Annotated in this window: 23 protein-coding genes; 11 read left to right on the plus strand and 12 right to left on the minus strand. The window is 68.5% G+C overall.

Features of this window, described 5'->3' with window-relative positions:
* Positions 1-77 precede the first annotated feature (77 nt).
* From DEO45_RS13370 to DEO45_RS13395, 6 genes are all read left to right on the plus strand, one after another.
* Positions 78-1628 carry a peptide MFS transporter gene (locus DEO45_RS13370; protein WP_114344543.1) on the plus strand — a complete coding sequence of 517 codons (1551 nt, stop codon included), beginning with the start codon at positions 78-80 and terminating at the stop codon, positions 1626-1628.
* Between the two features lie 48 nt (positions 1629-1676).
* A complete protein-coding gene (locus tag DEO45_RS13375; RefSeq protein ID WP_114344836.1) occupies positions 1677-2951 on the plus strand; it encodes an ATP-binding protein in 1275 nt (424 codons plus the stop codon).
* Positions 2952-3009: 58 nt separating this feature from the next.
* Positions 3010-3594 carry a response regulator transcription factor gene (locus DEO45_RS13380; protein WP_114344546.1) on the plus strand — a complete coding sequence of 195 codons (585 nt, stop codon included), beginning with the start codon at positions 3010-3012 and terminating at the stop codon, positions 3592-3594.
* Positions 3595-3804: 210 nt separating this feature from the next.
* Entirely contained in the window at positions 3805-6063 is a 2259-nt protein-coding gene (locus tag DEO45_RS13385) for a TonB-dependent receptor (protein ID WP_114344548.1), read from the plus strand.
* On the plus strand, positions 6063-7229 hold the full coding sequence (locus DEO45_RS13390) for a sialidase family protein (protein WP_114344551.1): 1167 nt from the start codon (positions 6063-6065) through the stop codon (positions 7227-7229). Before DEO45_RS13385 ends, DEO45_RS13390 begins: the two co-directional genes overlap by 1 nt.
* Positions 7226-7699 (plus strand): hypothetical protein, encoded by a 474-nt coding sequence (locus DEO45_RS13395; RefSeq protein WP_114344553.1) that lies wholly within the window; start codon positions 7226-7228, stop codon positions 7697-7699. Before DEO45_RS13390 ends, DEO45_RS13395 begins: the two co-directional genes overlap by 4 nt.
* Here DEO45_RS13395 and DEO45_RS13400 read toward each other — a convergent pair.
* The 4 genes from DEO45_RS13400 to DEO45_RS13415 all read right to left on the minus strand — a co-directional run bounded on the left by DEO45_RS13400 (position 7641) and on the right by DEO45_RS13415 (position 12878).
* Complete coding sequence (locus DEO45_RS13400) at positions 7641-9794, minus strand: DUF6311 domain-containing protein (protein WP_147269698.1); 2154 nt, start codon at positions 9792-9794, stop codon at positions 7641-7643. The genes DEO45_RS13395 and DEO45_RS13400 overlap by 59 nt on opposite strands.
* An 81-nt stretch (positions 9795-9875) precedes the next feature.
* Positions 9876-10871: an isoaspartyl peptidase/L-asparaginase family protein gene (locus DEO45_RS13405; protein ID WP_114344558.1), complete on the minus strand. Its 996-nt coding sequence runs from the start codon at positions 10869-10871 to the stop codon at positions 9876-9878.
* Between the two features lie 98 nt (positions 10872-10969).
* A complete protein-coding gene (locus DEO45_RS13410; protein WP_114344560.1) occupies positions 10970-12520 on the minus strand; it encodes a M56 family metallopeptidase in 1551 nt (516 codons plus the stop codon).
* A complete protein-coding gene (locus DEO45_RS13415; protein ID WP_114344563.1) occupies positions 12507-12878 on the minus strand; it encodes a BlaI/MecI/CopY family transcriptional regulator in 372 nt (123 codons plus the stop codon). The genes DEO45_RS13410 and DEO45_RS13415 overlap by 14 nt, the downstream gene beginning before the upstream one ends.
* A gap of 245 nt (positions 12879-13123) precedes the next feature.
* Between DEO45_RS13415 and DEO45_RS16795 the strand changes: the two genes are divergently transcribed.
* Entirely contained in the window at positions 13124-14485 is a 1362-nt protein-coding gene (locus tag DEO45_RS16795; RefSeq protein ID WP_114344566.1) for a 3-oxoacid CoA-transferase, read from the plus strand.
* A 111-nt stretch (positions 14486-14596) separates the two neighbouring features.
* Here the strand turns inward: DEO45_RS16795 and DEO45_RS13425 are convergent, their stop codons facing one another.
* The 3 genes from DEO45_RS13425 to DEO45_RS13435 all read right to left on the minus strand — a co-directional run bounded on the left by DEO45_RS13425 (position 14597) and on the right by DEO45_RS13435 (position 17097).
* Complete coding sequence (locus DEO45_RS13425; RefSeq protein ID WP_223250870.1) at positions 14597-15589, minus strand: sensor histidine kinase; 993 nt, start codon at positions 15587-15589, stop codon at positions 14597-14599.
* 57 nt (positions 15590-15646) lie between these two features.
* Complete coding sequence (locus DEO45_RS13430; protein ID WP_114344571.1) at positions 15647-16378, minus strand: response regulator transcription factor; 732 nt, start codon at positions 16376-16378, stop codon at positions 15647-15649.
* Between the two features lie 107 nt (positions 16379-16485).
* A complete protein-coding gene (locus DEO45_RS13435; RefSeq protein ID WP_114344573.1) occupies positions 16486-17097 on the minus strand; it encodes an arylesterase in 612 nt (203 codons plus the stop codon).
* Here DEO45_RS13435 and DEO45_RS13440 point away from each other — a divergent pair.
* From DEO45_RS13440 to DEO45_RS13450, 3 genes are read left to right on the plus strand one after another with little or no spacing between them, the layout of a single operon-like run.
* Entirely contained in the window at positions 17096-17797 is a 702-nt protein-coding gene (locus DEO45_RS13440; RefSeq protein WP_114344576.1) for an ABC transporter ATP-binding protein, read from the plus strand. The two genes, DEO45_RS13435 and DEO45_RS13440, sit on opposite strands and share 2 nt — an antisense overlap.
* Complete coding sequence (locus DEO45_RS13445) at positions 17794-20277, plus strand: ABC transporter permease (protein WP_114344578.1); 2484 nt, start codon at positions 17794-17796, stop codon at positions 20275-20277. The genes DEO45_RS13440 and DEO45_RS13445 overlap by 4 nt, the downstream gene beginning before the upstream one ends.
* A gap of 55 nt (positions 20278-20332) precedes the next feature.
* Entirely contained in the window at positions 20333-21451 is a 1119-nt protein-coding gene (locus DEO45_RS13450; RefSeq protein ID WP_114344581.1) for an SLC13 family permease, read from the plus strand.
* A 9-nt stretch (positions 21452-21460) separates the two neighbouring features.
* On the opposite strand, the gene DEO45_RS13455 is transcribed toward DEO45_RS13450, so the two are convergent.
* Positions 21461-22237 (minus strand): DUF4097 family beta strand repeat-containing protein, encoded by a 777-nt coding sequence (locus tag DEO45_RS13455; RefSeq protein WP_114344583.1) that lies wholly within the window; start codon positions 22235-22237, stop codon positions 21461-21463.
* Positions 22238-22377: 140 nt separating this feature from the next.
* On the opposite strand from DEO45_RS13455, the gene DEO45_RS13460 reads away from it, so the two are divergent.
* Entirely contained in the window at positions 22378-22869 is a 492-nt protein-coding gene (locus DEO45_RS13460; protein ID WP_114344585.1) for a hypothetical protein, read from the plus strand.
* 55 nt (positions 22870-22924) lie between these two features.
* Here DEO45_RS13460 and mazG read toward each other — a convergent pair whose 3' ends face one another.
* From mazG to DEO45_RS13480, 4 genes are read right to left on the minus strand one after another with little or no spacing between them, the layout of a single operon-like run.
* Positions 22925-23737 carry a nucleoside triphosphate pyrophosphohydrolase gene (gene mazG, locus DEO45_RS13465; RefSeq protein ID WP_114344587.1) on the minus strand — a complete coding sequence of 271 codons (813 nt, stop codon included), beginning with the start codon at positions 23735-23737 and terminating at the stop codon, positions 22925-22927.
* Entirely contained in the window at positions 23734-24540 is an 807-nt protein-coding gene (gene cysQ / locus DEO45_RS13470) for a 3'(2'),5'-bisphosphate nucleotidase CysQ (RefSeq protein ID WP_114344590.1), read from the minus strand. The genes mazG and cysQ overlap by 4 nt, the downstream gene beginning before the upstream one ends.
* A complete protein-coding gene (gene nudE, locus DEO45_RS13475) occupies positions 24537-25094 on the minus strand; it encodes an ADP compounds hydrolase NudE (RefSeq protein ID WP_114344592.1) in 558 nt (185 codons plus the stop codon). Before nudE ends, cysQ begins: the two co-directional genes overlap by 4 nt.
* 23 nt (positions 25095-25117) lie before the next feature.
* Positions 25118-25894, minus strand: coding sequence for an inositol monophosphatase family protein (locus DEO45_RS13480; RefSeq protein WP_114344594.1), 777 nt, complete (start codon positions 25892-25894; stop codon positions 25118-25120).
* Positions 25895-25896: the final 2 nt, after the last annotated feature.

Here is a 25896-nt window from a genome sequence, read left to right on the forward strand (position 1 = left end):
TGTGGCCCATCCAGCGGCTGCATGGCACTGGCGCGTGCCGGCACGCCGCCACGGTTTGGATCACGCACGGAAAACATATGGCAACCCAGAACCCGCCCGTCTCGCAGACGCGGTCCTTCAGCACCGTCTTCCTGATCGAAATGTGGGAGCGTTTCGGCTTCTACGGCATGCAGGTGCTGATGGTCACCTACATGATGAAGAAGCTCGGTTTCGTCGACAGCCGGGCCAATCTGGTCTGGGGTGCGGCAGCCGCCCTCATCTACGCCACTCCGGCGATCGGCGGCTGGATCGGCGACAAGCTGCTCGGTACGCGCCGCACCATGGTGCTCGGTGCGGTGGTGCTGGCGCTGGGCTACGCGATGCTGTGGATCCCTTCGAGCAACCCGACCCTGTTGTACAGCGCGCTGGGCGTCATCGTGGTGGGCAACGGCTTCTTCAAGCCGAACGCCGGCAACCTCGTGCGCAAGATCTACGAAGGCGACGACACCAAGATCGACAGCGCCTTCACCATCTATTACATGGCGGTGAACGTCGGCTCGATGATTTCGATGACCGCCACGCCGTGGATCCGCGACTACGTGGCTGCACGCTACGGCGACAACTGGGGCTGGCACACCGCCTTCGGCGCCTGCGCGATAGGCCTGCTGCTTGGCCTGATCAACTACTCGCTGATGCACCGCACGCTTGCGCACATCAGCTCACCCTCCGACAACCGGCCGGTCAAGGCGACGCGAGCACTGGCGCTGCTGGGCGCGTCGCTGGTGCTGGTGCTGTTGGTGACCTTCATCCTGCAGAGCCTGCTGGCGGCCAAGATCTGCGTGTATCTGGCCGGCGTGGTGATCCTGGGCATCTTCGTGCACTTGATCCGCAGCGCAGACAAAACCGAGCGCGCCGGCCTGGTCGCCGCTCTGGTGCTCACCGTGCAGACGATCTTCTTCTTCATTTTCTACGCCCAGATGGCGACCTCGCTGAACCTGTTCGCACAGCGCAACGTCGATCTCTCCTTCGACCTGTTCGGCCTGCACCTGTTCAACTGGATCCCCGAGCAGTACCAGAACCTCAATGCAATCTGGATCGTGCTGCTCAGCCCGGTGCTGGTGTGGATCTACAACGGTCTGGGCCAGCTCGGCCGCAACCCGTCGGTGGCGGTGAAATTCGCCTGGGGTTTCGGCGCGGTTGCCGCCGGTTTCTTCATGTATGGCGTCGGGGCGGTCTGGGCGGTAAACGGCCAGGTGTCTTCGTGGATCATGGTGTGGGGCTACGGCCTGTATTCGCTTGGCGAGCTGCTGGTGTCGGGCCTCGGCCTGGCGATGATCGCCCGCTACGTACCGGCGCGCATGGGCGGTTTCATGATGGGCGCCTACTATGTGGCCGTCGGCATCTCGCAGTATCTGGGCAGCGTGGTGGCGAACTTCGCCAGCATCCCGACCGACATCAAGGATCCGCTGGTGTCGCTGCCGGTCTACACCGCGCTGTTCAACAAGCTGGGCTTCGCCGGCGTCGCCTGCACGGCGATCGCGCTGGCGATGCTGCCGCTGATGAAGAAGCTTTCGAGCAGCCATTCCGACTCCGTCGCCAACAACCCGCTGCCGGCCGTGCGCAGCGAGGAATTCAACACGCAGTCGTGACCCGACCGGGCCCGCCACGCGGCGGCCCGGCAAGCCTGGATGACCGCCATGCCGCACCGGCACTCCCAACGCATCGGTCCGTTCGCGCTGACGCGCTCGCTCGCCTGGCTGCGGATCTGCGCCATCGCGGGCCAGAGCACCGCCGTGCTGGTGTGTGCCTGGGGAATGCACCTGGGCATTCCGCTGCTGCCGCTGCTGCTCGGCATCGGCCTGCTTGGGGTGTTCTCGGTGTTCGCCGCATGGCGGCTGACCCAGCCGTGGCCGCTGCGCGAGTGGGAGGCGGTCGGCCACATCGCGTTCGATACGCTGGTGCTCGGCTACCTGCTGTACTTCACCGGCGGTGCCAGCAACCCGTTCATCACCCTGCTGCTGGTGCCGATCGCGCTCAGCGCGGCGGCGCTGTCGGGCCGGGCGGTGCTGGCGGTGGCCGCGCTGGCCGGTGTCGCCTATGTGATCCTGCTGTACTCGTACGTGCCGCTGCCGCTGCCGATGCCCGCCGGTTCGCCCAGCCGCTTTACCCTGCACGTGGTCGGCATGGGCGTGAACTTCGTGATCATGGCGCTGCTGCTGAGTTTCTTCATCAGCCGGCTGGCCCGTGTACTGCGGCTGCAACAGCTCGAGGTGCAGCGGGTGCGCGAGCGCGCGCTGCGCGACGAGGGCATCCTGGCGATCGCCACCCAGGCCGCCGGCGCCGCGCACGAACTCAACACGCCGCTCTCGACCATGCGCACGCTGCTGCCCGAACTGCGCCGCGAGCACGCCGGCGATGCGACGCTGGCCGAGGACCTGGCACTGCTGGAAGGCCAGGTCGACCGCTGTCGCACGATCCTTCGCGAGATGGTCGCGTTCGGCAAGGCCCAGCTGTCGCAGGAGCCCGAGCGGCTCACGGTGGCCGCGTTCATCCACGGCTGTCTGGAGCGCTTCCAGCTGCTGCGGCCCGAGGCCGAGCTGGATCTCACGCTGGACCAGGAGATCGCCCGCGTCGTGCTGCGTACGCCGCCGGGCCTGCGTCATGCGCTGCTCAACCTGCTCAACAACGCCGCCGACGCCTCCGCCATCCACCAGTCGCACGCGGTGGCGCTGCGGGTCGCGCGCGATGGCGACTGGCTGCAGCTGAGCGTGCGCGACCACGGCCCCGGCTTCGACGCCACCGGCGAGATCACCCTCATCGGCCACTCGCAGAAGCAGACCGGACTGGGCATCGGCCTGGCCCTCGCCGAGGCGACCGCCGAACGGCTCAACGGCGAACTGGTCGCCAGCAACACCGGGCACGGCGCCGAAGTCTGCCTGCGCCTGCCGCTGGCGGTGATCGCCGAAAAGTGACCCGTCGGGCGCGCTTCCGGCAGAATGAGCCACCGATCCACCTCCAGGAACCACCGCCATGACCGAGTTGCCCCACGCCGCCACGGCCCGTCCGCTGCTGCTGGTCGACGACGATGCCACCTTCCTGCGTGTGCTGGCGCGCGCATTGGCCTCGCGCGGCTTCGAGGTCATCACGGCCGGCAACTTCGACGAGGCCCGCGCGCTGACGCGGCGGCATCATCCGCGCTACTGCGTGCTCGACCTGAAGCTGGGCGAGGAGAACGGCCTGCGCCTGATCCCCGAACTGCACACCCTGGTGCCTGATCTGCGCGTGTTGCTGCTGACCGGCTACGCCTCGATCGCCACCGCGGTGGAGGCGATCAAGCGCGGCGCCCACGATTATCTGGCCAAGCCGGTCGATGCCGACGCCGTGGTGCGCGCCCTGCTCGACGGCGACAGCGACGTCGAGGACAACGATCTACCGGACACCCCCGAACAGCCGCTGGCGTTGCGCCGGCTGGAATGGGAGCACATCCAGCGCGTGCTGACCGAATGCGACGGCAACATCTCCGAAACCGCCCGCCGCCTCGGCATGCACCGCCGCACCCTGCAGCGCAAATTGAGCAAGCACCCGGTGCGCGAACGCCCCGACCGCGAAGAGTGACAGCGTAGTCGTAGGGCGGGCACTGCCCGCCGGCTCTTCATCGCGCCACGACCAAGAGCGGCGGGGAGTGCCCGCCCTACGTTCGCTGCGGGCACCTTTCGCCGTGCCCGCGCATCCCATCGCCGAACCACCGCTGCGACAACGCGCCATCTGTCGTGCGTACGACCGCGGACTATCCTTGCAACCCTAGACCACCATCCAGAGTGTCGCTTGAACACCCTACCGCTCGGCCTTTGCGCAATCGCACTCGTCGTGGCCACCGGCCCGCTGCTGGCCGCCGATGAGCCCGCCCCCGCCACCACCACCCTTGCGCCGGTCTCGGTGCACGCCAGCGACACCATGGTGATGGAGACGCCCAGCGTGCGGGTGCGCGTCGACCGGCAGAAGCTGCAGCAGCAAAACGTCACCGAAAGCGCCGATGCGCTGAAGTACGCGCCGAACATGATGGTGCGCAAGCGCTACATCGGCGACCCGAACGCGGTGATCAGCGGCCGCAACGCCGGCACCCTGCAGAGCGCGCGCAGCCTGGTCTACGCCGACGGCCTGCTGCTCTCCAACCTGATGACCAACGGCTGGGACGGCGCGCCGCGCTGGGGCATGGTGGCACCCGGGGAAATCGGTGCAGTCGACATCCTGTACGGCCCCTACTCCGCGCTGTATCCGGGCAACTCGCTGGGCACCACGGTGCTGATCCACACTGTGCTGCCGCAGCGGTTCACGGCCAGCGCGAGCACCCAGTTCTTCAGCCAGGACTACCGCGACGCGTATGGCGCCGGCGGCCACTACAACGGCCACCAGGTCGCTGCCGCGCTGGGCGACAAGCAGGGGCGCTGGAGCTGGCTGCTGGAATTCAGCCGGCTCGACAACCACGGCCAGCCGATGCAGTACGCCACCGCGAAGGCCGGCGGCAATCCGGCCTCGGCAGTGCCGGTCAGCGGAGCCACCCTTGACCGCAATCCGAACGGTTCGCCGCGGCTGGTCTACGGCGCCAACAGCATCGAGCACACGGTGCAGGACCAGGCCAAGCTGAAAGTCGGCGTCGACCTCACCAACCGCGTCGCCGCGCTGTTCACCGTGGGCTGGTGGCACAACCGTGCCGAGGACCGCACCCGCAGCCTGATCCGCGCCGCCGCCGGCCACCCGGTCGCCGGCGGCGTGATCAGCGCAGCCGGGCGGACCTGGACCCTGCCGGCCAGCGGCCTGGCGCCCTCCTCGGCCAGCGACAGCCACATGCTGTACGGCGTCGAATTGAACGGCCGCCTCGACAACGGCTGGCGCTGGACCGCCGTGGCCAGCCACTACGATTTCCTGCGCTCGCAGGCGGCCACGGCCAACCTCGCCGAACCCGACGCGCCCACGGGCGGTCCCGGCACGATCGCCGACAAGGCCGGTTCCGGCTGGGACACTTTCGACCTGCGCAGTTCCGGCCCGCTCGGCGATCGCCACATGCTGTACGCCGGCGCACACGGCGACCGCTACGTGCTGGACAGCCGCGTGCGCAACGCCAGCGACTGGCGTGACGGCGCCGATGGCGCACGGGTCAGCGCGTTCGCCGGCCGCACGCAGACCCGCGCGCTGTACCTGCAGGACGTGTGGAGCTTCGCCGATGCCTGGACGCTGACCCTGGGCGGGCGACTGGAACAGTGGCGTGCCTACGGCGGCCTGCGCGCGAATGCGGTCAGCACGCTGCGCTACGCCGACCGCCGGCGCACCGACTTCTCGCCCAAGGCGGCGCTGAGCTGGGACATCGCCGATGGCTGGGAACTGCGACTGGCCCATGGCAAGGCCGTGCGCTACCCGACTGTGACCGAGCTGTTCCAGGGCAGCCTGTCGGCCAACGCGATCGTCAACAACAATCCGGACCTGAAGCCCGAGACCGACGAATCCACCGACCTCACCCTGACCCACCACCTGGAGCACGGCCACTGGCGCGTCTCGCTGTACCAGGACCGCATCGCCAATTCGCTGTATTCGCAGACCGACATCACCGTCACCCCCACCGTCACCAGCGTGCAGAACATCGACAGGATGCGCAGCCGCGGCATCGAGGGCGAACTCGGCCTCACCGACCTCTGGCTGGATGGCCTCGACCTGCAGGCCAGCCTCGCCTTCAACGACGCGAAGACACTGCAAGACCGCCAATACCCGCTGGCCAACGGCAAGACCTTTCCGCGCATTCCGAAAGTCCGCGCCAGCATATTCGCCGACTACCGCTTCGCGCCGCAGTGGGACGCCTCGCTCGGCATCCGCCACTCCGGCCGCCAGTACGGCACGCTGGACAACAGCGACTACGTGGACAGCTACGGCGCGGTGAGCCGCTTCACCGTGGCCGACGCGAAACTGCGCTGGAAGTTCGCGCCGGGCTGGACCGCCGCGCTCGGCGTCGACAACCTCACCAACGAGCAGTACTGGGTCTACCATCCCTACACCGGCCGCACCTGGTTCGGCGAACTACGCTGGGAGTTGTGATGCACCGCCTGCTGATCACCCTGCTCTGCCTGTTCTCGCCCGCGCTGCTCGCGCACGACGGCATGCGCATGGAGATGCCGAAAGGCCCCGAGCTGGGCGCCAGCGCGGCGTTCGACAGCCACGGCCGGCTGTGGCTGGTGGACGCGGCGGATGGCCACGTGCGGCTGCGCCATTCCGACGATGACGGCCGCACGCTGAGCGCACCGGTCGAGGTGAACGCCACGGCCGAGCGCATCTACGCCGAGGGCGAGAACCGCCCGAAGATCGCGTTCGGGCCGCGCGACGAAATCTACGTGAGCTGGTCGCAGCCGCGCGCCGAGCCGTGGACCGGCTTCGTGCGCTTCGCCCGCTCGCTGGACCGGGGCGAGCACTTCGGCGAGCCGCTGACCGTGCACCACGACCGTGCCGAGATCACCCACCGCTTCGACGCGCTGACGGTGGACGGCAAGGGCCGCATCGTGATCGCCTGGATCGACAAGCGCGACGTGATCGCCGCCACTGCCGCCGGCAAGCCGTATCTGGGCGCCGCGATCTACTACAGCTGGTCGGACGACGGCGGCGCCAGCTTCGTCCCCGAGCGCAAGCTCGTCGACCAGAGCTGCGAGTGCTGCCGCATCGCGCTCGCGCGCACGCCCGATGGCGAGGTCGCCGCGTTCTTCCGCAGCATCCACGGCGACAACATCCGCGACCATGCCTATGCGGTGTTGCGCACGGACGGCCACGCCAGTCGCGTCGAACGCGCCACCTTCAGCGACTGGCAGATCGCCGGCTGCCCGCACCACGGCCCCGGCCTGGCGATCGGCCGCGACGGCATTCTCCATGCCGTGTGGTACGAGGCCAAAGGCCAGCCCACGATCTGGTACGGCCAGCTCGATCCCGGGCATGCGCCGAGACATCCGCTGGCGATCGCCGGCGTCGGCGCCAGCCATGCCGATGTGGCCGTGCACGAGCGCACCGTGTGGGTCGCCTGGAACCAGGTCGGCGCCGACGGCTACGCGCTGATGCTGCGCCGCTCGACCGATAACGGCGCGCACTTCGACGCACCCCGCGACATCGCCCGCAGCAGCGGTGCGGTGGGTTCGCCGCAGCTGCTGCTGAAACAGGGCCACGCGTTCGTGGCCTGGAACACGGCGGCCGGCTTCCACCTGGCCGAGGTACCACGATGAGGCGCCTCCTGCTCGCTCTCGTCCTGTGGCTGCCCGCGCTGGCCTGCGCCGGCACGCTGCAGCCGCTGGCCGCCGCCGACGTTCCGGCCCTGCTGCGGCCGCCGGCGCACGGCACGCGCATCCTCGCGCTGTGGTCGCTCGACTGCGCCTACTGCGAACCGAACCTCGAAGCGCTGGCCGCGCTGCAACGCGCCAACCCGCAAGGTATCGAACTGGTCACCGTCACCACCGACAGCATCGCGCTGCGCACGGCGATCGAGGCGCGCCTGCACAGCATGAAGATGGACGGCTGGCCCGCGCGCGCCTACGCCGAAGCCTCGCCGGAACGCATCAACTTCCTGCTCGACCCGAACTGGGGCGGCGAGACCCCACGCGTGCTGGTGATCCACGCCGACGGCAGCCACCTGGGCATCAGCGGCGCTCTGACGCCAGCGCAGCTGAAGCAACTGGTGGATGAAGCGTCACGGTGATGGTATCCAGCGCAACGCTCAGCCTGGCCGATGGCTGACCGGAGCGTAGCGACAACTCCCTGAAGCTGGCGCCACGACGGTCATCCGGCACATCCAGCTGCAACTCCCCGCAGCTGCCACCGGCCAATTCACAATCACCAATCAGACGTCCGTCCGCCCATACCTCAAGCCGCTGGGCCATGTCCTTGCGTGAGCTCGCGCGATGCAGGCCCAGCCCGACATGCACTGCCAATCCCGCCGCATCCACGGCGGGTACGAACAGGCTGGCTTTCACGCCAAGCGTGCTCACCTCACCGGCACCGGCACTGTTCCAGCCCGGGCCCAGCAACAGACGCCCGACACCATCCTGGACAAAATCACCACGAAACGGCAGGCGAAACAAAGATGAGGAAGCCTCAGCGCGGCGCAGATCCACCGCCGACGACGGTATTGCCCCCTGCCAACCCGGTGCCAGCACATTGCGGCCATCCAGACGAAACAGCGCGGCCGTGGTTGCCGGCACGGCCACTCTGGCCAAGGCTACTTCACGATCATTCAACAGGTACAACGTGTTCTGGTCCGGCTGCCCCCCTAGCAGCGCTGCCTGCTGATCGTTGTGCAACGACAGGAACCGGTTCCAGTCGAAGCGCGCCAGCATCACAGCATCTGTTCCCATGCGATGCCGCTGCGCATAGGACGCCAGTTGCTCCCAGCCCGGCGCCATCAGAGCAGGCGGCAATTGCCGCAAGACACGATAGTGTGTGCCGGCCGCGTCCCAAAATGGGCCGCGCAGGCCGGCGGCGTTCGTATCGCGACTGCGTTGCAGCAGCGTCGAACGCAGGCCAGACAGACCAGGATACAGATCCATCAGTTGCAGCGTCGCAGCAAGCAGCAATATGCCGATCTGCCAGCGACCATGGAACACGCGCAGTACCGTGAACAATCCCGCCAACAGCAATAGGTAGTAAGGCACCCAGAACATCCGCCCCGTCGACTGCAACGACAGATGGGACAGCTTCAGCCACAAACCATCAGGCATTGGCATGCGCCATTGAATGGCGCCGATCCCCACGTTGCAGGTGATTGCCAGGACGGTGAGCCCTGACGCAACAAGCAACAGCGGCCGGGGCAACATCCGCTCCCGCAACAGATCGCGATGCATGACAGCCGCCAGCAATGCCATGCCCACCAGCACGATGCCGCCCAGCCCGAGGTAGTTGAAGCCTTCGTACTCGCCCGCTCCTTGTGGCAACTTCAGCCCGAACCCGGACCAGCCATCGCCATTGACTAGCGCAAGCAGGTTCATCTTGTAGTAGCCGAAGCCACTGGCCTGCATACCGTGGCCGGACACCATGAAGAATCCAGCCAGCCACGCAGCCATAACAGTGGCGACCACGACCAGGCTCACCTCGGGCAGCCAACGCCGGATGCCTGCGCGCAGCCCGATCGGCGCCTCGGCACGGGTCAGCCGATGACGATGCACGATATCCGCCAGCCATACCGCACCCACCATCGCGAAGAGATAGGCATGAGTGACCATCGCCGCCGCCGCGAGCAAGGCCCAACAGGCAGATTGATGCCGTCGCGATCGCCGCAGGCAGAGGTAGATCGCCGCCAGCAACAGCCAGTGCCCGACCAGGGCCATATGCCCACCCAGGCGCATCAGCATGGGTGGCGCCAGCACGAAAAACAGCACGCCCAGGGCCCGGCTCCACAACTGCGGCGTGACCAGTCCGAGCAGGCGCCAGGCGAAACCTGCCTGCAGGACAAAACACGCTAGCACCCACAACCCGAAGTACTGGAACGGCTGCGGCAACCACGCAGCCAGCGGCTTGAATAGCATCGCCAGCAGCGGAATCGAATCCGAGTAATAGATCGAGGCGTGCAGTCCCAGCCCGTAACCCGGATTGGCACCTGGCGGCAACGCCCACGGTGCGTCCCTGTAGAAAGCCCAACCCAGGTAGCTCTGCGCCAGATCGCCATGCGTGAGCCAGTACACGTTGCCAGGCCACAGCATCGTGCCCCCGGTCACTAGCACGCAGGCAAGTACGCCCAGCAGGAACGGGATCGCCATCGACCACAGCCGCGGCGGCATCCATGAGAATTTGTGTGGCACGGTGATCCTTTCGCTACGCGGACGGGCATCCGCACGGTCTCTTCATCAGCGGTGAAGTGGCTGCGCAGCTGCGATGCGTGTTCACTCCGTCGAGGACGAAGCCGCCGGCTCCGGCAACTCGGCGGTGCCGTCATCCTCGTCGCCGTAGAGCGCCACGTGCGGCACGCCGTCGGCGCCGATCCAGCCACGGTACATGCCGTCGGTGTTGAACGGGATCGAGATGTGGCCTTGCGCGTCCAGCGCGATCGCGCCGCCGTTGCCGCCCATCGAGGGGATTTCCTGGTTGATCACCTCGGCGGCGGCGCGCTTCAGCGGCACGCGCATCTGGGTCACCTTCATGCAGATCTGGTGCGCGGCCACAGTGCGGATGTAGAACTCGCCCCAGCCGGTGCCCGACACCGCGCAGCCGGAATTCGCGTAGGTACCGGCGCCGATGATCGGCGAATCGCCGATGCGGCCCCAGCGTTTGTCGGTCATGCCGCCGGTGGAGGTGCCGGCGGCCAGTCGGCCCTGTGCATCCAGCGCCACCGCACCGACCGTGCCGAAGTGTTTGGCCGTCTCGACGTCCGCATGCGGCTGCTTCGCGGCATCCTCCTTCAGCGCCTTCTGCAGCTGCTGCCAGCGTGCTTCGGTGCGGAAGTACGAGGGATTGACCAGGGTGATGCCCTGCTCCTTCGCGAAAGCCTCTGCGCCCGCGCCGGACAGCATCACGTGCGGCGAATGCTCCATCACTGCGCGCGCCAGCAGGATCGGGTTCTTCACCCGCTGCACCCCGGCCACCGCGCCGGCGCGCAGCGTATTGCCGTCCATGATCGCCGCGTCCAGCTCGTTCTTACCATCATGGGTGAACACCGAGCCCTTGCCGGCGTTGAAGTTCGGATCGTCCTCCAGCACGGTGATCGCGGCGGCCACCGCATCCAGCGCGCTGCTGCCCGCCTTGAGCCGGGCGTAGCCGTTCTGCAGCGCCTGCGTCATCGCCGCACGCACCGCCTGTTCCTTCGCCGGCGTCATGTCCCGCTTGATCACGCCGGCGCCGCCGTGGATCACCAGCACGGGCGAGACGGCGGCGTGGCTCATGGCAGTGATCCCTAAGGCAGCAAGAGCAAGGAACAGGTGGTGCGGTCTCACGTGGGCGTTCTCCGGACAACGGCGCGAGTATACCGGGGTCCGGTTGCTCACTTGGGTGCGAAGCGCACCCGCTTGCCGTCCAGCACCAGCTTCATGCCGGCAAGGTCGGCCACCCGCTGCAACGCCGTGCCCGCAGGCATCTCGTTGAACGACAGCGTGACCGGAGCAGCGCCCAGCGCGTCCGGATTGATGAGTGTCCAGCCCGCCTTTGCCGCTATCGACTCTGCCACGGTGCGAGCCGCGCCGTTGGTGATGTGCTCGGTGACCTTGACCGGGGAAGCTTCGGCCATCACGCGCGCCGGGCAGCCTGCCTGCGGCGTGACGTCGATGGCGTACGCATGCCTGCCGTCCGCTCCCGTACCCTTGGTGTGCAAGGTCTGCCCGAGCACTCCCTGCAGCTGGCTATGTGCAAGCGGCAGGGCGTCGATGTTGCCCACGGCGAGGTCGATGCGTACCTGTCGATCGTCCACGGGGACCGTGGTCGCCTGCACCATCAAGCTGCCCACGTTTGCCATCGCCGCCTTTTCCGGTGCCACGCACAACGCAAGCGCCACTGTCTCTGCATGACGCTGGTGGCCATCATCGGTCGACAGCTCGACCTGCATGTCCAGCTGGTACTCCGGACCCCGGACCTTCCAGGTCGCATGATCCGCCTGGACTTTCCAGGCCGCGCGCTCTGCTTGCGGCGCACTGGCGGCATAGACCGAACCGGCCACGACGATGGCGACTGCGATGCCGGCGATCATTCCGGCATGCCGGCACCGGCGGCTTGGTGAAGTCAGTTTCAACATGGCAATACGCTCCGTCAGTGGATGGCGAGGGGACCACGTGCACCCCACCGGCAACGCAAAGGCGGCCGACTGGGTCTTCAACATCGCATTCGCATAGTTGCGGCGCTGTCCGCCGTGCTCGCGCAACACGGCGGTGTCGCATGCCAGTTCCTGGTCGTGGCGCAGTGCGGCCAGCGCCCACCAGGCCAGCGGGTGGAACCAGAACACCGCGGCGCCGAGCTGCGCCAGCAGGCACCACCAGCCATCGCGGCGGCGCGCATGGATGATTTCGTGGGCAAGGATCAGCATCTGCTCGGTGGCGTCGTAGCGGCATTCGAAATCGGCAGGCAGCACGATGCGACTGCGCCAGGCACCGATCAGGGCGGGGCCGATATCCGCACTGGACGCGCGCAGCACCGGCCAGCGCGACTGCGCATCGACCATGCTCGTGGCACCACGCAGCCGCATGCGGTAACGCGCTTGCGCCAGGGTGGCCAGCAACAGGGTGACCATGCTGCCCAACAGCCATGGCAGTGCGATCCACGCGCGCCAGTCGATCGCACCCGATCCGGCAGCGTACGTCGGCAACGCGGTAGCTGCCGATGTGATCGCGGCCACCGCCGGCGACAACATCATGACCGGTGTCACCGCCGCATGCGGCAGCTGGCTGGCCAGCATCGCCAGCGGCGGCAGCAGCCACAGCTGGAACGCGCGTTCGGTGCCGAACAGGCGGCGGCATGGCTTGCGCAGCGCGGCGACCAGCAGCACCGCCGCGGTGAAGGCGAGCAGCAGCAGCCAGCCGCGACCGATCAGCTCAACGCTGTTCATCGTCGAGCTCCTTCAGCAATTTGCGCAGTTCGGCGATGTCTTTCTTCGACAGCTTGCGCTGCTCGGAGAAATGCGCCACCAGCGGCGCCACGCGGCCGCCGAACAGGCGGTCGAGCAGGCCCTTGCTTTCCTGCTGCACGTATTGCTCGCGCGTCAGCAGGGGCGTGTAGAGGTAGCGGCGGCCGTCGCGTTCGGCGTGCACGGCCTTTTTCCTGAGCAGACGGTTGAGCAGGGATTTCACCGTGCCTTCCTGCCAGTTCTGCGCCGGACCGACTTCGGCCAGGATCTCCTCGGCCGTGCGCGGCGCGGCGCGCCACAGCACGTCCATTACCACTGCCTCGGCTTCGCTGATTGCCATGGGTCACCGTTTACGTATGTAAGTGAATTGATGTTTACATGCGTAAATGATTCTGTCAAGCAGGTGGCGGCTTGCAGGAAAAGCTGACCTTACCCCGGTCCTCCCCTGCGACCGAAGGAAGTCCCTTTGGGGCGAGCAGGGAAGGTGAAAAGCGCCATGCCTTCGCTTGCGACCTTGGTACAAGGCCGCGCCGCGCCAATCCGTCGTATCCTTGGCAGCTGACTCTCCCCGAGGAAGGCACAGCAATGGACAAGGTTTATCCGAGCGCGGCGCAAGCCCTTGACGGCCTGCTGGCCGATGGCATGACGATCGCCGCCGGCGGCTTCGGCCTGTGCGGCATCCCCGAGAACCTGATCGGCGCGCTGCTGCAAGCCGGCACCCGGGACCTGACCATCGTCGGCAACAACGCCGGCGTGGACGATTTCGGCATGGGCCCGCTGCTGAAGACGCACCAGGTCAAGCGCGTCTACGCCTCCTACGTGGGCGAGAACAAGGAGTTCGAGCGGCAGACCCTGGCCGGCGAGCTGGAGCTGCACCTGACCCCGCAGGGCACGTTGGCCGAGAAACTGCGCGCCGGTGGCGCCGGCATCCCCGGTTTCTACACGCGCACCGCGTTCGGCACCAAGCTGGCCGAGGGCAAGGAAACCAAGGTGTTCGGTGGCAAGGAATACGTGCTGGAGGAGTCGATCACGGCGGACCTGTCGATCGTGAAGGCGTGGAAGGGTGACGCCCACGGCAATCTGGTGTTCCGCGAGACTGCACGCAATTTCAATCCGATGATCGCCACCTGCGGCAAGGTCTGCGTGGCCGAGGTGGAACACCTGGTGCCGGTCGGCGAGCTGGACCCGAACAACATCCACGTGCCGGGCATCTACGTCGACCGCATCGTGCAGGGCGCGAAGTACGAGAAACGCATCGAGTTCCGCACCATCGCCGGCGTGGCCGGCGGCAAGGAAAGCCCGCTGCGCGTGGCGATGGCCAGGCGCGCGGCGAAGGAGTTGCGCGACGGTTTCTACGTGAACCTCGGCATCGGCATACCGACCATGGTGGCGAACTACATCCCGGCCGGCGTGAATGTCACCCTGCAATCGGAAAACGGCCTGCTCGGCATCGGTCCGTTCCCGACCGAGGAGCAGATCGACCCCGACCTGATCAACGCCGGCAAGCAGACCATCACCACCCTGCCCGGCTCCAGCTTCTTCTCCAGCGCCGAGTCGTTCGCGATGATCCGCGGCGGCCATATCGACCTGTCGATCCTGGGCGGCCTGGAAGTGTCGGCCACCGGCGACCTGGCCAACTGGATGGTGCCGGGCAAGATGGTCAAGGGCCCGGGCGGCGCGATGGACCTGGTCAGCGGCGTCAAGCGCGTCGTGGTGCTGATGGAGCACACCGCGAAGGACGGCTCGCCGAAGATCAAGAACCAGTGCGACCTGCCGATCACCGGCAAGGAATGCGTGGACCTCATCATCACCGACCTGTGCGTGTTCGAGGTGGCCAAGGGCAAGGGCCTGACCCTGATCGAACTCAACGAGGGCGTCAGCCTGGACGACGTCAAGGCGAAAACCGGCTGCACGTTCACGGTCGCCCCGGCACTGCAAGCCGGCTGATACGTAGGGCGGGCACCGCCCGCCGCTTTGCTCCGGAACCGAAAAGCCGGCGGCCCGTGCCCGCCCTACAAGGCTCCGCAGTGGCCCGCACGCAGGCGGGCCACGCCGGCCCTATAGCTGCTGCCCGCTCCCGCTCATCTCGCCGATCGACAGCGGGCGCGGAAAACGGATGCGGGAGATATTCTCGCGCCCCGGTAAAGTCTGCAACTCCAGCGGCCAGTCAAAACGTTCGCTGATCCGCTGCGCGATCGCCAGCTCGAAACCGTGTCGGTCGGCGCCGCGCGCCCGCAGCGGGCGCGGGTGGTCGCCCGCCATCTGTGGCGGGATCCTGTTGCGCACGCTGACCGCGCCGGGCAGCACGCAGATCACCACGCTGCCCTGCTCGGTCTGCTCGCAGGCATTGCGGATCAGCTGCCAGCACAGCACCGAGAATGCCTGCGGCGAGCCCCGCAGCGCAAAACGGGCCGGCTCGTCCAGCAGCAGTTCGATCGGCCGCCCGGCGATCAACTCGCGGGCGGATTCCACTTCCCTGTGCAGTACATCGTTGACCACGAAGTACTCGTCGTCGATGGCGCTGTCCGTCTCGCGCGCCAGGATCAGCAAGGCCTCGACCAGCACCTCCATCTCGCGGGTGGCACGCTTGATCCGGCGCACCGAGCGCATGCCGAAGTCGGTGAGGCCCTCTTCCTCCGCCAGCATGTCGATGGACATCTTGATCACCGTGAGGGGGCTGCGCAGCTCGTGGCTGGCGTCGCGGGTGAAGTTGCGCTCGCGCTGGTTGTAACCGGCCAGGCGGGTGGCGAAACCGTGCAGGCCGCGCGCCAGCGAGGCCACGTCGGCATCGGTGCCGGCGGACAGCTGGTCCAGGTGCAGCGCCGCCGGATCGAACGGCTGGCCCTCCCAGCGGCTCACCAGCCGGGCGAGCGCCCGCACCGGCCGCCACTCGCGACGGGTGGCCAGCCACGCGAACGCCGTGGCGAGCACGATCACCGCAATCACCACGGCCGTCGGCGCCACGTCGTAGAGGCCAAGAACGCTGACGCCCACCACCGTCAGCGACTGCAGCCCGAAGACCCACCCGATGCGCCGACGGAAAGCGCCCACGCGACAGCGGACTGCGTTGGCCCGGCTATCCATTACATGCAAGTGCCATGTGCGTTGTCAGACTGTCTGGGGCGCGGACGCCACTTCCGATTCGAGATCCGCGAGACGGTACCCTGCGGAATGGATGGTATGTAGCAGTGGCCGTGCGAAGGGTTTGTCGATGACCCGACGCAGGTTGTAGAGATGCGAGCGCAGGGTGTCCGAGTCCGGCAGCGTATCGCCCCAGATCTCGCGCTCGATGTCGCGCCGGCTGACCACCCGCGGCGACTCGCGCATCAGGATCGCCAGCAGCTTGAGGCCGATCGGCGACACGGTGAGTTCCTGGCCGTCGCGGGTCAGCCGCAGCGTGGCGGTGTCCAGGGTCATGTCGCCGACGCTGAGCACCTCGGTGGAGACCTGGCGGCGGTCACGGCGGATCAGCGCGCGCAGCCGCGCCTCCAGCTCGCGCACCTCGAACGGCTTCACCAGGTAATCGTCGGCGCCGGCCTCGAGCCCGGCCAGCTTGTCCTCCAGCGTGTCACGGGCGGTGAGCATCAGCACCGGAGTGGATTTCTTCGCCTCCCGGCGCAGCTTGCGGCAGACATCCAGGCCGTCCAGCCCCGGCAGCATCAAGTCCAGCACCAGCACGTCGTAGCTGTTGGACACTGCCAGGTGCAGTCCGCTCACGCCGTCGGCGGCGTAATCCACCGAGTAGCCGCGACGCTCCAGGAATTCGCCGACCATCTCGGCTATCTGGCGATTGTCTTCGACCAGCAGGATCAACCCTGCCTGTTCGTCATGTACGGTCATCGTCCTTACCTCCGCGTCTTCACGTCTTCACATACGTGAAGAGATAACCGGCGCACAAGTGACGGCCGCGTGAAAGCCGGCGATGACGGTTCAGAGCCGGTTCGGTTTCAATGCAGCAACAGCCGCAACGGCTTCCATACGGTATCCAGCACCCGCGGCTGGGCGGCGGCCACCGGATGCAGGCCGTCGGCCTGCATTAGCATGGGGTCGAGTGCAACGCCTTCGAGCAGGAACGGCACCAGGGCGACGTGGCGGCTTTGCGCCAGTTCCGCGTAGATCGCGCGCAACCCGTCGCGATAGCGCGGGCCGTAGTTCACCGGCAGCTCGATGCCGACCAGCAGCACCCGCACCTTCGCCTGCCGCGCGGTGCGGATCATCGTGTCGAGGTTGTCGCGCAGCGCCGGCAGCGGCAGGCCGCGCAGGCCGTCGTTGGCGCCCAGTTCCAGCACCAGCACGTCCGGCCGGTACTTCGACAGCAGGGCCGGCAGGCGGTTGCGTCCGCTCAGCGAGGTCTCGCCGCTGATGCTGGCATTGATCGCACGCCACTTCGGCACCATCTGGTCCAGACGCGCATCCAGCAGATGCACCCAGCCGGCCTCGAGCGGGATGTTGTGCGCGGCGGACAACGAATCACCCAGCACCAGCACGGTTTTCGGCGCCGCCGCCTGGGCGCTGCCGATGCCGCACAGAAAAACCAGCCACCACAGGCATCGACGCATGAGCGATTCTTCCCGGCCTCTTCTTGAAGCCTGCGATGTTAGCAAGTCGGTCAACGGCCCCGAGGGGAGACTGGAGATCCTCAGCCAGGTCAGCCTGCAGGTGCGGCCGGGCGAGAGTTTCGCCATCGTCGGCGCCTCCGGCTCCGGCAAGACCACCCTGCTCGGCCTGCTGGCCGGGCTGGACACGCCGGACGACGGCCGCATCGTGCTGGACGGCCATGCGCTGCAGCAACTGGACGAGGAGGCCCGCGCCGACCTGCGCCGGCGGCTGGTCGGCTTCGTGTTCCAGTCGTTCCACCTGCTGCCCGCGCTCACCGCCGAGGAGAACGTGATGCTGCCGCTGGAACTGGAAGGCAGCAACGCGGCGCGCCAGCGCGCACGCGACGCGCTCGAAGCGGTGGGGCTGGGCGCGCGCCGGCGGCACTACCCGGCCCAGCTTTCCGGCGGCGAGCAGCAGCGCGTGGCAATCGCCCGCGCGTTCGTGCACGGCCCGCGCGTGCTGTTCGCCGACGAACCCACCGGCAACCTCGACCAGCGCACCGGCCACCACATCTGCGACCTGCTGTTCGCGCTGAACCGCGACCATCGCACCACCCTGGTGCTGGTCACCCATGATGCGACCCTGGCCGCGCGCTGCGATCGCCGGATCGAGCTGGAAGAGGGCCGCGTCGTAGCGTCCGGCACGAACGCGCAGGCATGAAGATGCTGCTGCTCGCCCTGCGCAGCCTGCGCCGCGAATGGCACCTGCCGGAACTGCGCACGCTGGCCGCTTCGCTGGTGCTGGCGGTGGTGGCGCTGGGCGTGGTCGCCACGCTGGCGACGCGAATCGAACGCGGGATGCTGGCCAGCGCCGCCGAGCTGATCGGCGGCGACGCCGGCGTGTCGTCGCCGCAGGCGCTGCCGGAAGCATTCGTCGACAAGGCGCGCCAGGACGGCCTGCAGCTCAGCCGCACCGCCAGCTTCCCCAGCGTGGCATTCGCCCACGAGCAGACCCAACTGCTCGACGTGCAGGCCGTCGATGCGCACTATCCGCTACGCGGCAAACTGGAACTGCGCGATGCCGCCGGCCGCACGCGCAACAGCCACGCCCCGGCCACCGGCGAGGTCTATCTCGACCATCGTGCGCTGGTGGCGCTGGGCCTCAAGGTCGGACAGCCGCTACAACTCGGCGGACGCGAGCTGACCATCGCCGCCGAACTGGTGCGCCAGCCCGACGGCGGCGAACTGCTGGCGCTGGCCCCACGCGCGCTGATGAGCCTGGCCGACGCCGAACAGGCCGGACTGCTCGGCACCGGCAGCCGCGCCCGCCATCGCCTGCTGCTGGCCGGTACACCGGCCGCGGTGCAGGCCTGGCGCGACTGGGCGCAGACGACGACGCTGCCGCAGGGCGCCGAGCTGATCACGCCGGAACAGACCCAGGAACGCATGCGCACCTCGTTCGACCGCGCCGGCGCGTTCCTGCGCCTCACCGCCCTGCTCTCGGCGTTGCTGGCCGGCATCGCGATCGCGCTGTCCGCGCAGCGCTACGCAAGACGCAAAACCGCCGAAGTGGCGCTGCTGCGTGCGCTGGGCACGTCGCGACGGCGCGTGCTGGGCCTGTTGCTGGGCACGCTGGGCGCGCTCGCCGTGCCGGCCGCCGCATTCGGCGTACTGCTCGCGCTCGGGCTGGCGCAACTGGCCTGGCTGCTGGCCAGCCAGCTGTTCGGCAACGTGCCGACCGTGCTGCCGCTGGCGCCATCGTTCGCCGCCGCCGCGATGGGCATCGCCGTGCTGGTCGGCTTCGCACTGCCGCCGCTGGCGCGGCTGGCCGAAGTCGCTCCCGTTGCGGTATTCCGCCAGAGCATGCAGCGACGGGTACGCCGCTTCGATGCGCTGTACCTGATCCCGGCGCTGTTGGCGCTGGGCCTGATCTGGAGCCAGAGCAGTTCACTCGCCCTGGCCGGCATCCTCGCCGCCAGCCTGCTCGGCGTGGCGCTGATCGCAGCCTTGCTGGCCGGTTTGCTGCTGTGGCTGGCCCGGCGCATTGCACCGGGCGCACACCCGGCGTTGCGGCTCGGCCTGGCCGCATTGGCGCGGCGGCCGGCGCTGAGTGTGATCCAGGCCACCGCGCTCAGCCTGGGCCTGTGCGCGCTGCTGTTGCTGGCGATCGTGGCGCCGGCGCTGCTGCAGGGCTGGCGCCAGGAACTGCCGGCAGACACGCCGAACTGGTTCGCGCTGAACCTGCAGGACGACCAGCGTGCCGGCTTCGAGCAGGCGCTCGCCAAGGCTGGCGGCGACCAGCTCAACATGCTGCCGCTGGCGGTGGGCAAGCTCACCGCGATCAACGGCCGCCCGATCGACCAGCTCGCCTTCGCCGACGAGCGCGCGAAGGACTGGGCTGACCGCCAGCTCCGACTGTCCTGGTCCGCCGGACTGCCGCCCGCGAACGAAGTGGTCGCCGGCCGCTGGCAGGGTCCGCAGCCGACCGAGGCCGAGGTGTCGATCGACACCATGTGGCGCGACATGTTCGCGCTGAAGCTGGGCGACACGCTGAGCTTCGACGTGGGCGAAGGCCGCATCGACGCAAAGGTCAGCAGTATCCGCAAGGTCGACTGGAGCTCGTTCCGGGTCAACTTCTTCCTGCTGCTCGACCCGGCCCACGCCGGCGACCTGCCGCATACCTGGCTGGCCAGCTTCCACCTGCCGCGCGGGCATGCCGCCGAACTGGCGCAGCTGTCGCGCGACTACAGCAACCTCAGCCTGGTCGACGTCGACTCGCTGCTCGACCGCGTGCGCGAGATCGTCGACCGGGTCGGCAACGCGGTGCGCTGGATTCTCGGCTTCAGCCTGCTCGCCGGCGCGCTGGTGCTGGCGGCGGCGCTCGCCGCCAGCGCGGCCGAGCGTCGCCACGAAGCCGCCCTGCTGCGCACGCTGGGGGCGCGCCGCGCACAACTGCGCGTGGCCGCCGCCTGCGAATTCGCCCTGCTCGGGCTGGTCGCCGGCCTCACCGCCGCGCTCGGTGCCGCCGGTGCCGGGCTGTGGCTGGGCCAGGCGGTGTTCCACATCGAGAACTTCGTGCCGCCGCTGTGGCCACTGCTCGGCGGTGCCGTCGGCGCTGCACTGGTGGTGATGCTGCTGGGCCTGGCTGGCACCCGCAGGGTCAGCCACACGCCGCCGATGCGGCTGCTGCGCGAAGGTTGAGCCGGCATCGAAGGACGGGCTGATAAAGTACGCCGACGCCCCACCGGACTTCCCGATGATCGCAAGCCGCACACGACAGCGCCTCAAGGAGGAGTGGCTGCTGTGGCTGTTTGCGGCACTGGCGATCGCGCTGGCGGTGTTCGACCCGCAACCGCTGGCGAGCTATCGGCACTGGCTGCAGTTGCCGACCCTGGCCGGCCTGACCGGCCTGCTGATCGCGATCCAGGGCATCCGCGACAGCGGCCTGGTGCAGCATGCGGCGGTGGCCGTGGTGGCACGCGCGCATTCGCTGCGCAGCCTGGGCCTGTTGCTGGTGTCCGCGACGGCGCTGTTGTCGATGGTGCTGACCAACGACGTGAGCCTGTTCCTGATCGTGCCGTTGACCTTGGCGATCGGCGCCATCTCGAATCTGCCGGTGCTGCGCATGGTGGTGCTGGAGGCGCTGGCGGTGAACGCGGGTTCCACCCTGAGTCCGATCGGCAACCCGCAGAACCTGCTGCTGTGGCAGCACTCGCAGCTGCCGTTCCTGCATTTCGCGGCGGCCATGCTGCCGGCCGCGGCGGTGATGTTCGTGCTGGTGGCGACATTCGCCTGGCTGTGGCTGCCGCGCGACCGCGTGGCGTTGAGCCCGGAACGGATCGACGGCATCGTGGCTTCGACCCGCCTCGGCGCATGTTCGATGGCCGCGCTGCTCGGCATGGTGCTGATGATGGAATACGGCCACGCGCCGCTGGGCGCGCTGCTGTTGCTGGCGCTGTTCGCGTTGCTGGCGCGGTCGAGCCTGGCGCGGATCGACTGGCTGCTGCTGCTCACGTTCGCCGCGATCTTCCTGGGCCTGGGCCACTTCGCGAACCTGCCCCTGGTGCAGCAGGCGCTGGACCGGTTCGACTTCAGTCAGCCGCTGACCCTGTACGCCGGTGGCATCGTCGCCTCGCAGCTGATCAGCAACGTGCCGGCGACGGTGCTGCTGCTGGAACGCGCGCCCGATCCGATCGCACTCGCGGTGGCGGTGAACGTGGGCGGCTTCGGCACCGCGATCGGCTCGCTGGCGAACCTGATCGCGCTGCGCCTGGCGAAGCAGCCGCATGGCCTGCGGCTGCTGCACCTGGCGTCGATCCCGTTCCTGCTGGCATGCGCACCGCTGGCATACCTGGCCTGGCTCTGGCTGGGCTGAGCGTCGCGATCAATCGTCGTCGTGCGGCACGCTGACCTTGCCCTTCACGCCGGAGTGGCCGACATCGCCACTGCCCTTGGCGCCGAGGCTGAGATCACCGGCCACGTCGTGCACGTTCAGATCGCCCGAGCCCAGGGTATCGGCATGCACGCTGCCGCCGACGCTGCGCAGCGTGACATCGCCCGAGCCGATGCTGCCGATCCGGGCGTCGCCCCTGACGCCCGTGGCCTTGAAGTCGCCGGAGCCCACCGAGCCCAGCTCCAGGCTGCCGACGTCGGCCGCATCGACATCGCCTGAACCCACGCTGGTGGCGAACTTGCCGGACACCTGGCGCACGTGCAGGTCGCCCGAGCCCACGCTGGTCTGCAGTTGCTGCACGCCGCTGACGTCGGCGTCGCCGGAACCCACGCGCACGGTGACCGGCAGGTTCGCCGGCAGTTGCACGGTAACGTCGAGACTGGTGTAGGAACTGCCGCCGAACAGGCTGAAACCGAAGCCGCCGCTGCCACCGATATCGATCAGCAACTGGTCGCCTTCGCGCCGCTGGGTGACCTGCAGCTTGTCCAGCGCCGCCTGTTCGGAAGCACAGGCGCGGCCGTGCAGGGTAAGGCCCTTGGCGTTGCTGCTGCCGGTCAGGTGAAGATCATGGCTGTTCACGTCGATCTGCACGCCGTGCACACCGGCCAGGTCGAGTTGCAGGTTGCGCGGTGCTTCGTACTTGCACGGCGTGGCGGCAAAGGCGGCGATCGGGGCGAGCAGCAGGGCTGCGGTGAGAAGGCGGCGCATGGAACTCTCCTTGGGTGGTCGACCCGTCTGGGATGCAGCCGGCGGGAGAAAGGTTGCAGGCATGACGGAAGCGTGGGCGCCGCGGTCAACGCACCCGGGCCGGCCGCGTTTCCCTGGTCTACCTGACGAGGAGACCCATCATGCACCGCAAAACCCTGCTCGCTTCCGCACTGGCCGTGCTGATCGCCGGATCGGCCTCGTTCGTGATGGCCCAGAGTACGCCGTCCCCGCCATCGGCTCCCCCCGCAGCGGCCGGCAAGGACACCCGCGTGATTCGCGGCGATCGCGACCACGGCATGCGCATGCACGGCTTCGACCACCGGGGCAGCGGCGTGATCGGCGATCTGCACGGGCTGGAACGGCTGTACGTGCAGGCCGGTCGCGGCAAGGAAATGGCGTCGGTCTACAACGACGTGCTGGCGAAGTCGCAGGATCCGCGCGTGCGCGACTACGTCTACCAGCGGCTGGCCCGCCTGCAGGCGCAGCCGACCAACGTGGACCAGGCCATCGCCACGCTGCGCAAGGGGCTGGACGAGAACCTGGCCAGCGAGGCGAAGATGCGCGCCGAGCGCGAGGAGATGCGCGCCGCCTGGCGGCAGCGTGCCGGGGAGGCCGCACCGGCGGCCAGATAATTTCCACCAAGGTCCGCCATGGCCGGCGCGATGGCATGGCGCCGTCGCGCCGGCTCTAGGGTGGGTGTTCCGTCTGCTTGGCGCGAAGCCAGAGCTGTTCCTGTTCGGTCAGCGTGCGCTCGCCGAACGCGGCGCCCTCGACCGCGGCCAGTTGTTCCATCCGGCGGAAACGCCGCTCGAACTTGGCATTGGCGTGGCGCAACGCCTGCGAGAAATCCACGCCGGCGTGGCGCGCCAGGTTCACCGCCACGAACAGCACGTCGCCGATCTCGTCCTGCAGCCGCGCCGGATCGGCGCCGCTGGCGAATTCGGCACGCACCTCGTCCACTTCCTCGGCCAGCTTGTCCAGCACCGGTTCGGGGCCGGGCCAGGTGAAACCCGTGGTGGCCGCGCGCTGCTGCAGCTTCTGCGCGCGCTTCCACTCCGGCAGGCCGCCGGAGATGCCGGCCAGTGCACTGTCGTCCGCCGGCGCGCCCTTGTCCGCGCGCTCGACCGTCTTGATCGCTTCCCACGCCAGCATCTGCTCGTCGAGATCGGCGTAGCGCGTGTCGCCGAACACGTGCGGATGGCGGCGCACCATCTTGGCGCTGATCGAGTGGGCGACATCGGCGAAATCGAACAGGCCCCGTTCGGCCGCCATCTGCGCATGGAACACCACCTGCAGCAGCAGGTCGCCCAGTTCATCGCGCAGGTCGTGCCAGTCGCAGCGGTCGATCGCGTCGGCCACTTCGTAGGCTTCCTCGATCGTGTAAGCCGCGATCGAGGCGAAATCCTGCCGCACGTCCCACGGGCAGCCGCGCTCGGGGTCGCGCAGGCGCGCCATGATCGCGAGCAGGTCGTCGAGGCTGTGCCGAGTGGTGTCGCTCATGGCGCCGGCAGCCGTGCCGCCCAGTCGATCGTGCCGTCGCCCACCGCGACGAATTCGGGGTTCAGCAGCGACTCGCCGCGGTTGTAGCGGAATGGGCGGCCGGCCAGGTCGAGCACCGCTCCGCCGGCCTCCTCCAGCACGCACTGCGCGGCGGCGGTATCCCACTCGCTGGTGAGGCCGAGGCGCAGGTAGACATCCGCCGCGCCGCGCGCGATCAGGCAGAACTTCAGCGACGAGCCCAGCGGCACCAGCTGGTAGTCGCTGCCGACCAGCGACTGCAGCCGCTCGCCCTGCACACCGCCATGCGAACGGCTGCCGGCCACCAGCGGAGGGTGCGCCAGCGCGCGCGTGTGGATGCGTTGCCAGGGGGCGCCGGCCTCGGCCTGCAGCCACGCCCCTTGGCCGCGTTCCGCGACGTAGAGCTCGCCGGTCACCGGCGCCAGCACCACGCCGAGCGCGCTGCGGCGATCGTCGATCAGGGCGATGTTGACGGTGAACTCGCCGTTGCGCTTGATGAACTCGCGGGTGCCGTCGAGCGGATCGACCAGCCAATAGCGCGACCAGTGCCGGCGCTCGGACCATGGCAACGCCTTCGCCTCCTCCGACAGCACCGGCAGTACCGGGTCGAGCGCGGCCAAACCGGCCATGATGACCCGCTGGGCGGCCAGGTCGGCAGCGGTCAGCGGCGAGGCATCGTCCTTGGTCTGCACCGCGAAGTCGCCGTGGTAGACCTCGAGGATGGCGTCCCCGGCGGCGCGGGCGATCTCGCCGACCTGGCGGGCGAAAGCGGGCGCCGTGCTCATGTGCGCGGGAAGCGCCCGGCGAGGTACTCGCGGGCCATGAACAGCGCGGCGATCGAGCGCCCTTCGGTCACGTCGTCGCGACCCAGCAGCGTGTGCAGCTCGGACAGCTTCCACGGCACCACCTCGAGTTCCTCCGGTTCGTCGCCGGCCAGCTTCTCGGGGTACAGGTCCTGCGCCAGCACCACATGCGCCATGTGCGTCATGTACGAGGGCGACAGCGACAGGTTGTGCAGGATCTTCAGCCGGCGCGCGCCGTAGCCGACCTCCTCCTTCAGTTCGCGCTCGGCGCCCTGCTCGGCCGTCTCGTCCTGGTCCAGCCGCCCTTTCGGCAGGCCCAGCTCGTAGCGGCCGAGTCCGCCAGCGTACTCGCGCACCAGCAACACCGTGTCGTCGTCCAGCATCGGCACGATGATCACCGCGCCCAGGCCGCTGCCCTTCAGCCGCTCGTAGGTGCGCCGTTCGCCGTTGGAGAACTCCAGGTCGAGCTGCTCGACGTGCAGGAAATGGCTGTCGCCGACGTCGCGCGTGGCATGGATGATCGGTAGTTTGCGCATCGGGGCATTCTAGCTCGCGTGGCTCAACGCCGCAGGCGCCGCAGGGCCTGCGCGTGGATCGCCGGCGTGCCGGCCAGCACGCTGCGCGTGTCCAGCGTGGGCGGCGCGCCGTCGAGGTCGGTGAACACGCCGCCGGCCTCGCGCACGATCACCGCCAGCGCGGCGATGTCGAGGATGTTCACGTCCGACTCGATCACCAGGTCCAGGCTGCCGCGTGCCAGCAGGTGGTAGTGGCAGAAATCGCCGTAGCCGCGGATCCGGTTGCTGTCGCGGATCAGCGCGCCGAGCGCGTCCCAGCGCGCGTCGCCGGTGAGCGTCTTGACGTTGCCGGTGGAGAGCGAGGCTTGCGCCATCTCCGCCGTATCCGCCGTCCGCACACGCTCGCCGTCGAGCCACGCACCCTGGCCTGCAACAGCCCACATCGTTTCGCCGTAGACCGGCGCGCTGGATACGCCCAGCACCAGTTCGCCACGCTCCATCAGCGCGATCTGGGTGGAGAAGAACGGCGTGCGGCGCACGAAGCTCTTGGTGCCGTCGAGCGGATCGACCAGCCACAGCAGGCCGCCACGCTCGCCGTCCAGGCCGAACTCCTCGCCGTAGATCGACGCCTGCGGCAACGCGGCCTGCAGGATCCGGCGGATCGCCTGCTCGGCCTCGCGGTCGGCGACCGTCACCGGGGTCGCGTCTGACTTCAGCTCCACCTCGACGCCGCGCCGCCAGTAGTGCCGGATTACCTCGGCCGCGGCCGCCGCCGCTTCGCGTGCGGCCGCCAGGGCGATGGCGGCGGTATCGGAATTCATGT

It is taken from the genome of Rhodanobacter denitrificans (assembly GCF_003335105.1).
Lineage (GTDB): Bacteria > Pseudomonadota > Gammaproteobacteria > Xanthomonadales > Rhodanobacteraceae > Rhodanobacter > Rhodanobacter denitrificans_A.

Coding starts and splice junctions, on each gene's coding strand:
- DEO45_RS13370 (WP_114344543.1), top strand. CDS start 78: ATGGCAACCCAGAACCCGCCCGTCTCGCAGACGCGGTCCTTCAGCACC.
- DEO45_RS13375 (WP_114344836.1), top strand. CDS start 1,677: ATGCCGCACCGGCACTCCCAACGCATCGGTCCGTTCGCGCTGACGCGC.
- DEO45_RS13380 (WP_114344546.1), top strand. CDS start 3,010: ATGACCGAGTTGCCCCACGCCGCCACGGCCCGTCCGCTGCTGCTGGTC.
- DEO45_RS13390 (WP_114344551.1), top strand. CDS start 6,063: ATGCACCGCCTGCTGATCACCCTGCTCTGCCTGTTCTCGCCCGCGCTG.
- DEO45_RS13395 (WP_114344553.1), top strand. CDS start 7,226: ATGAGGCGCCTCCTGCTCGCTCTCGTCCTGTGGCTGCCCGCGCTGGCC.
- DEO45_RS13405 (WP_114344558.1), bottom strand. CDS start 10,871: ATGAGCCACGCCGCCGTCTCGCCCGTGCTGGTGATCCACGGCGGCGCC.
- DEO45_RS13410 (WP_114344560.1), bottom strand. CDS start 12,520: ATGAACAGCGTTGAGCTGATCGGTCGCGGCTGGCTGCTGCTGCTCGCC.
- DEO45_RS13415 (WP_114344563.1), bottom strand. CDS start 12,878: ATGGCAATCAGCGAAGCCGAGGCAGTGGTAATGGACGTGCTGTGGCGC.
- DEO45_RS16795 (WP_114344566.1), top strand. CDS start 13,124: ATGGACAAGGTTTATCCGAGCGCGGCGCAAGCCCTTGACGGCCTGCTG.
- DEO45_RS13430 (WP_114344571.1), bottom strand. CDS start 16,378: ATGACCGTACATGACGAACAGGCAGGGTTGATCCTGCTGGTCGAAGAC.
- DEO45_RS13440 (WP_114344576.1), top strand. CDS start 17,096: ATGAGCGATTCTTCCCGGCCTCTTCTTGAAGCCTGCGATGTTAGCAAG.
- DEO45_RS13435 (WP_114344573.1), bottom strand. CDS start 17,097: ATGCGTCGATGCCTGTGGTGGCTGGTTTTTCTGTGCGGCATCGGCAGC.
- DEO45_RS13445 (WP_114344578.1), top strand. CDS start 17,794: ATGAAGATGCTGCTGCTCGCCCTGCGCAGCCTGCGCCGCGAATGGCAC.
- DEO45_RS13450 (WP_114344581.1), top strand. CDS start 20,333: ATGATCGCAAGCCGCACACGACAGCGCCTCAAGGAGGAGTGGCTGCTG.
- DEO45_RS13455 (WP_114344583.1), bottom strand. CDS start 22,237: ATGCGCCGCCTTCTCACCGCAGCCCTGCTGCTCGCCCCGATCGCCGCC.
- DEO45_RS13460 (WP_114344585.1), top strand. CDS start 22,378: ATGCACCGCAAAACCCTGCTCGCTTCCGCACTGGCCGTGCTGATCGCC.
- mazG (WP_114344587.1), bottom strand. CDS start 23,737: ATGAGCGACACCACTCGGCACAGCCTCGACGACCTGCTCGCGATCATG.
- cysQ (WP_114344590.1), bottom strand. CDS start 24,540: ATGAGCACGGCGCCCGCTTTCGCCCGCCAGGTCGGCGAGATCGCCCGC.
- nudE (WP_114344592.1), bottom strand. CDS start 25,094: ATGCGCAAACTACCGATCATCCATGCCACGCGCGACGTCGGCGACAGC.
- DEO45_RS13480 (WP_114344594.1), bottom strand. CDS start 25,894: ATGAATTCCGATACCGCCGCCATCGCCCTGGCGGCCGCACGCGAAGCG.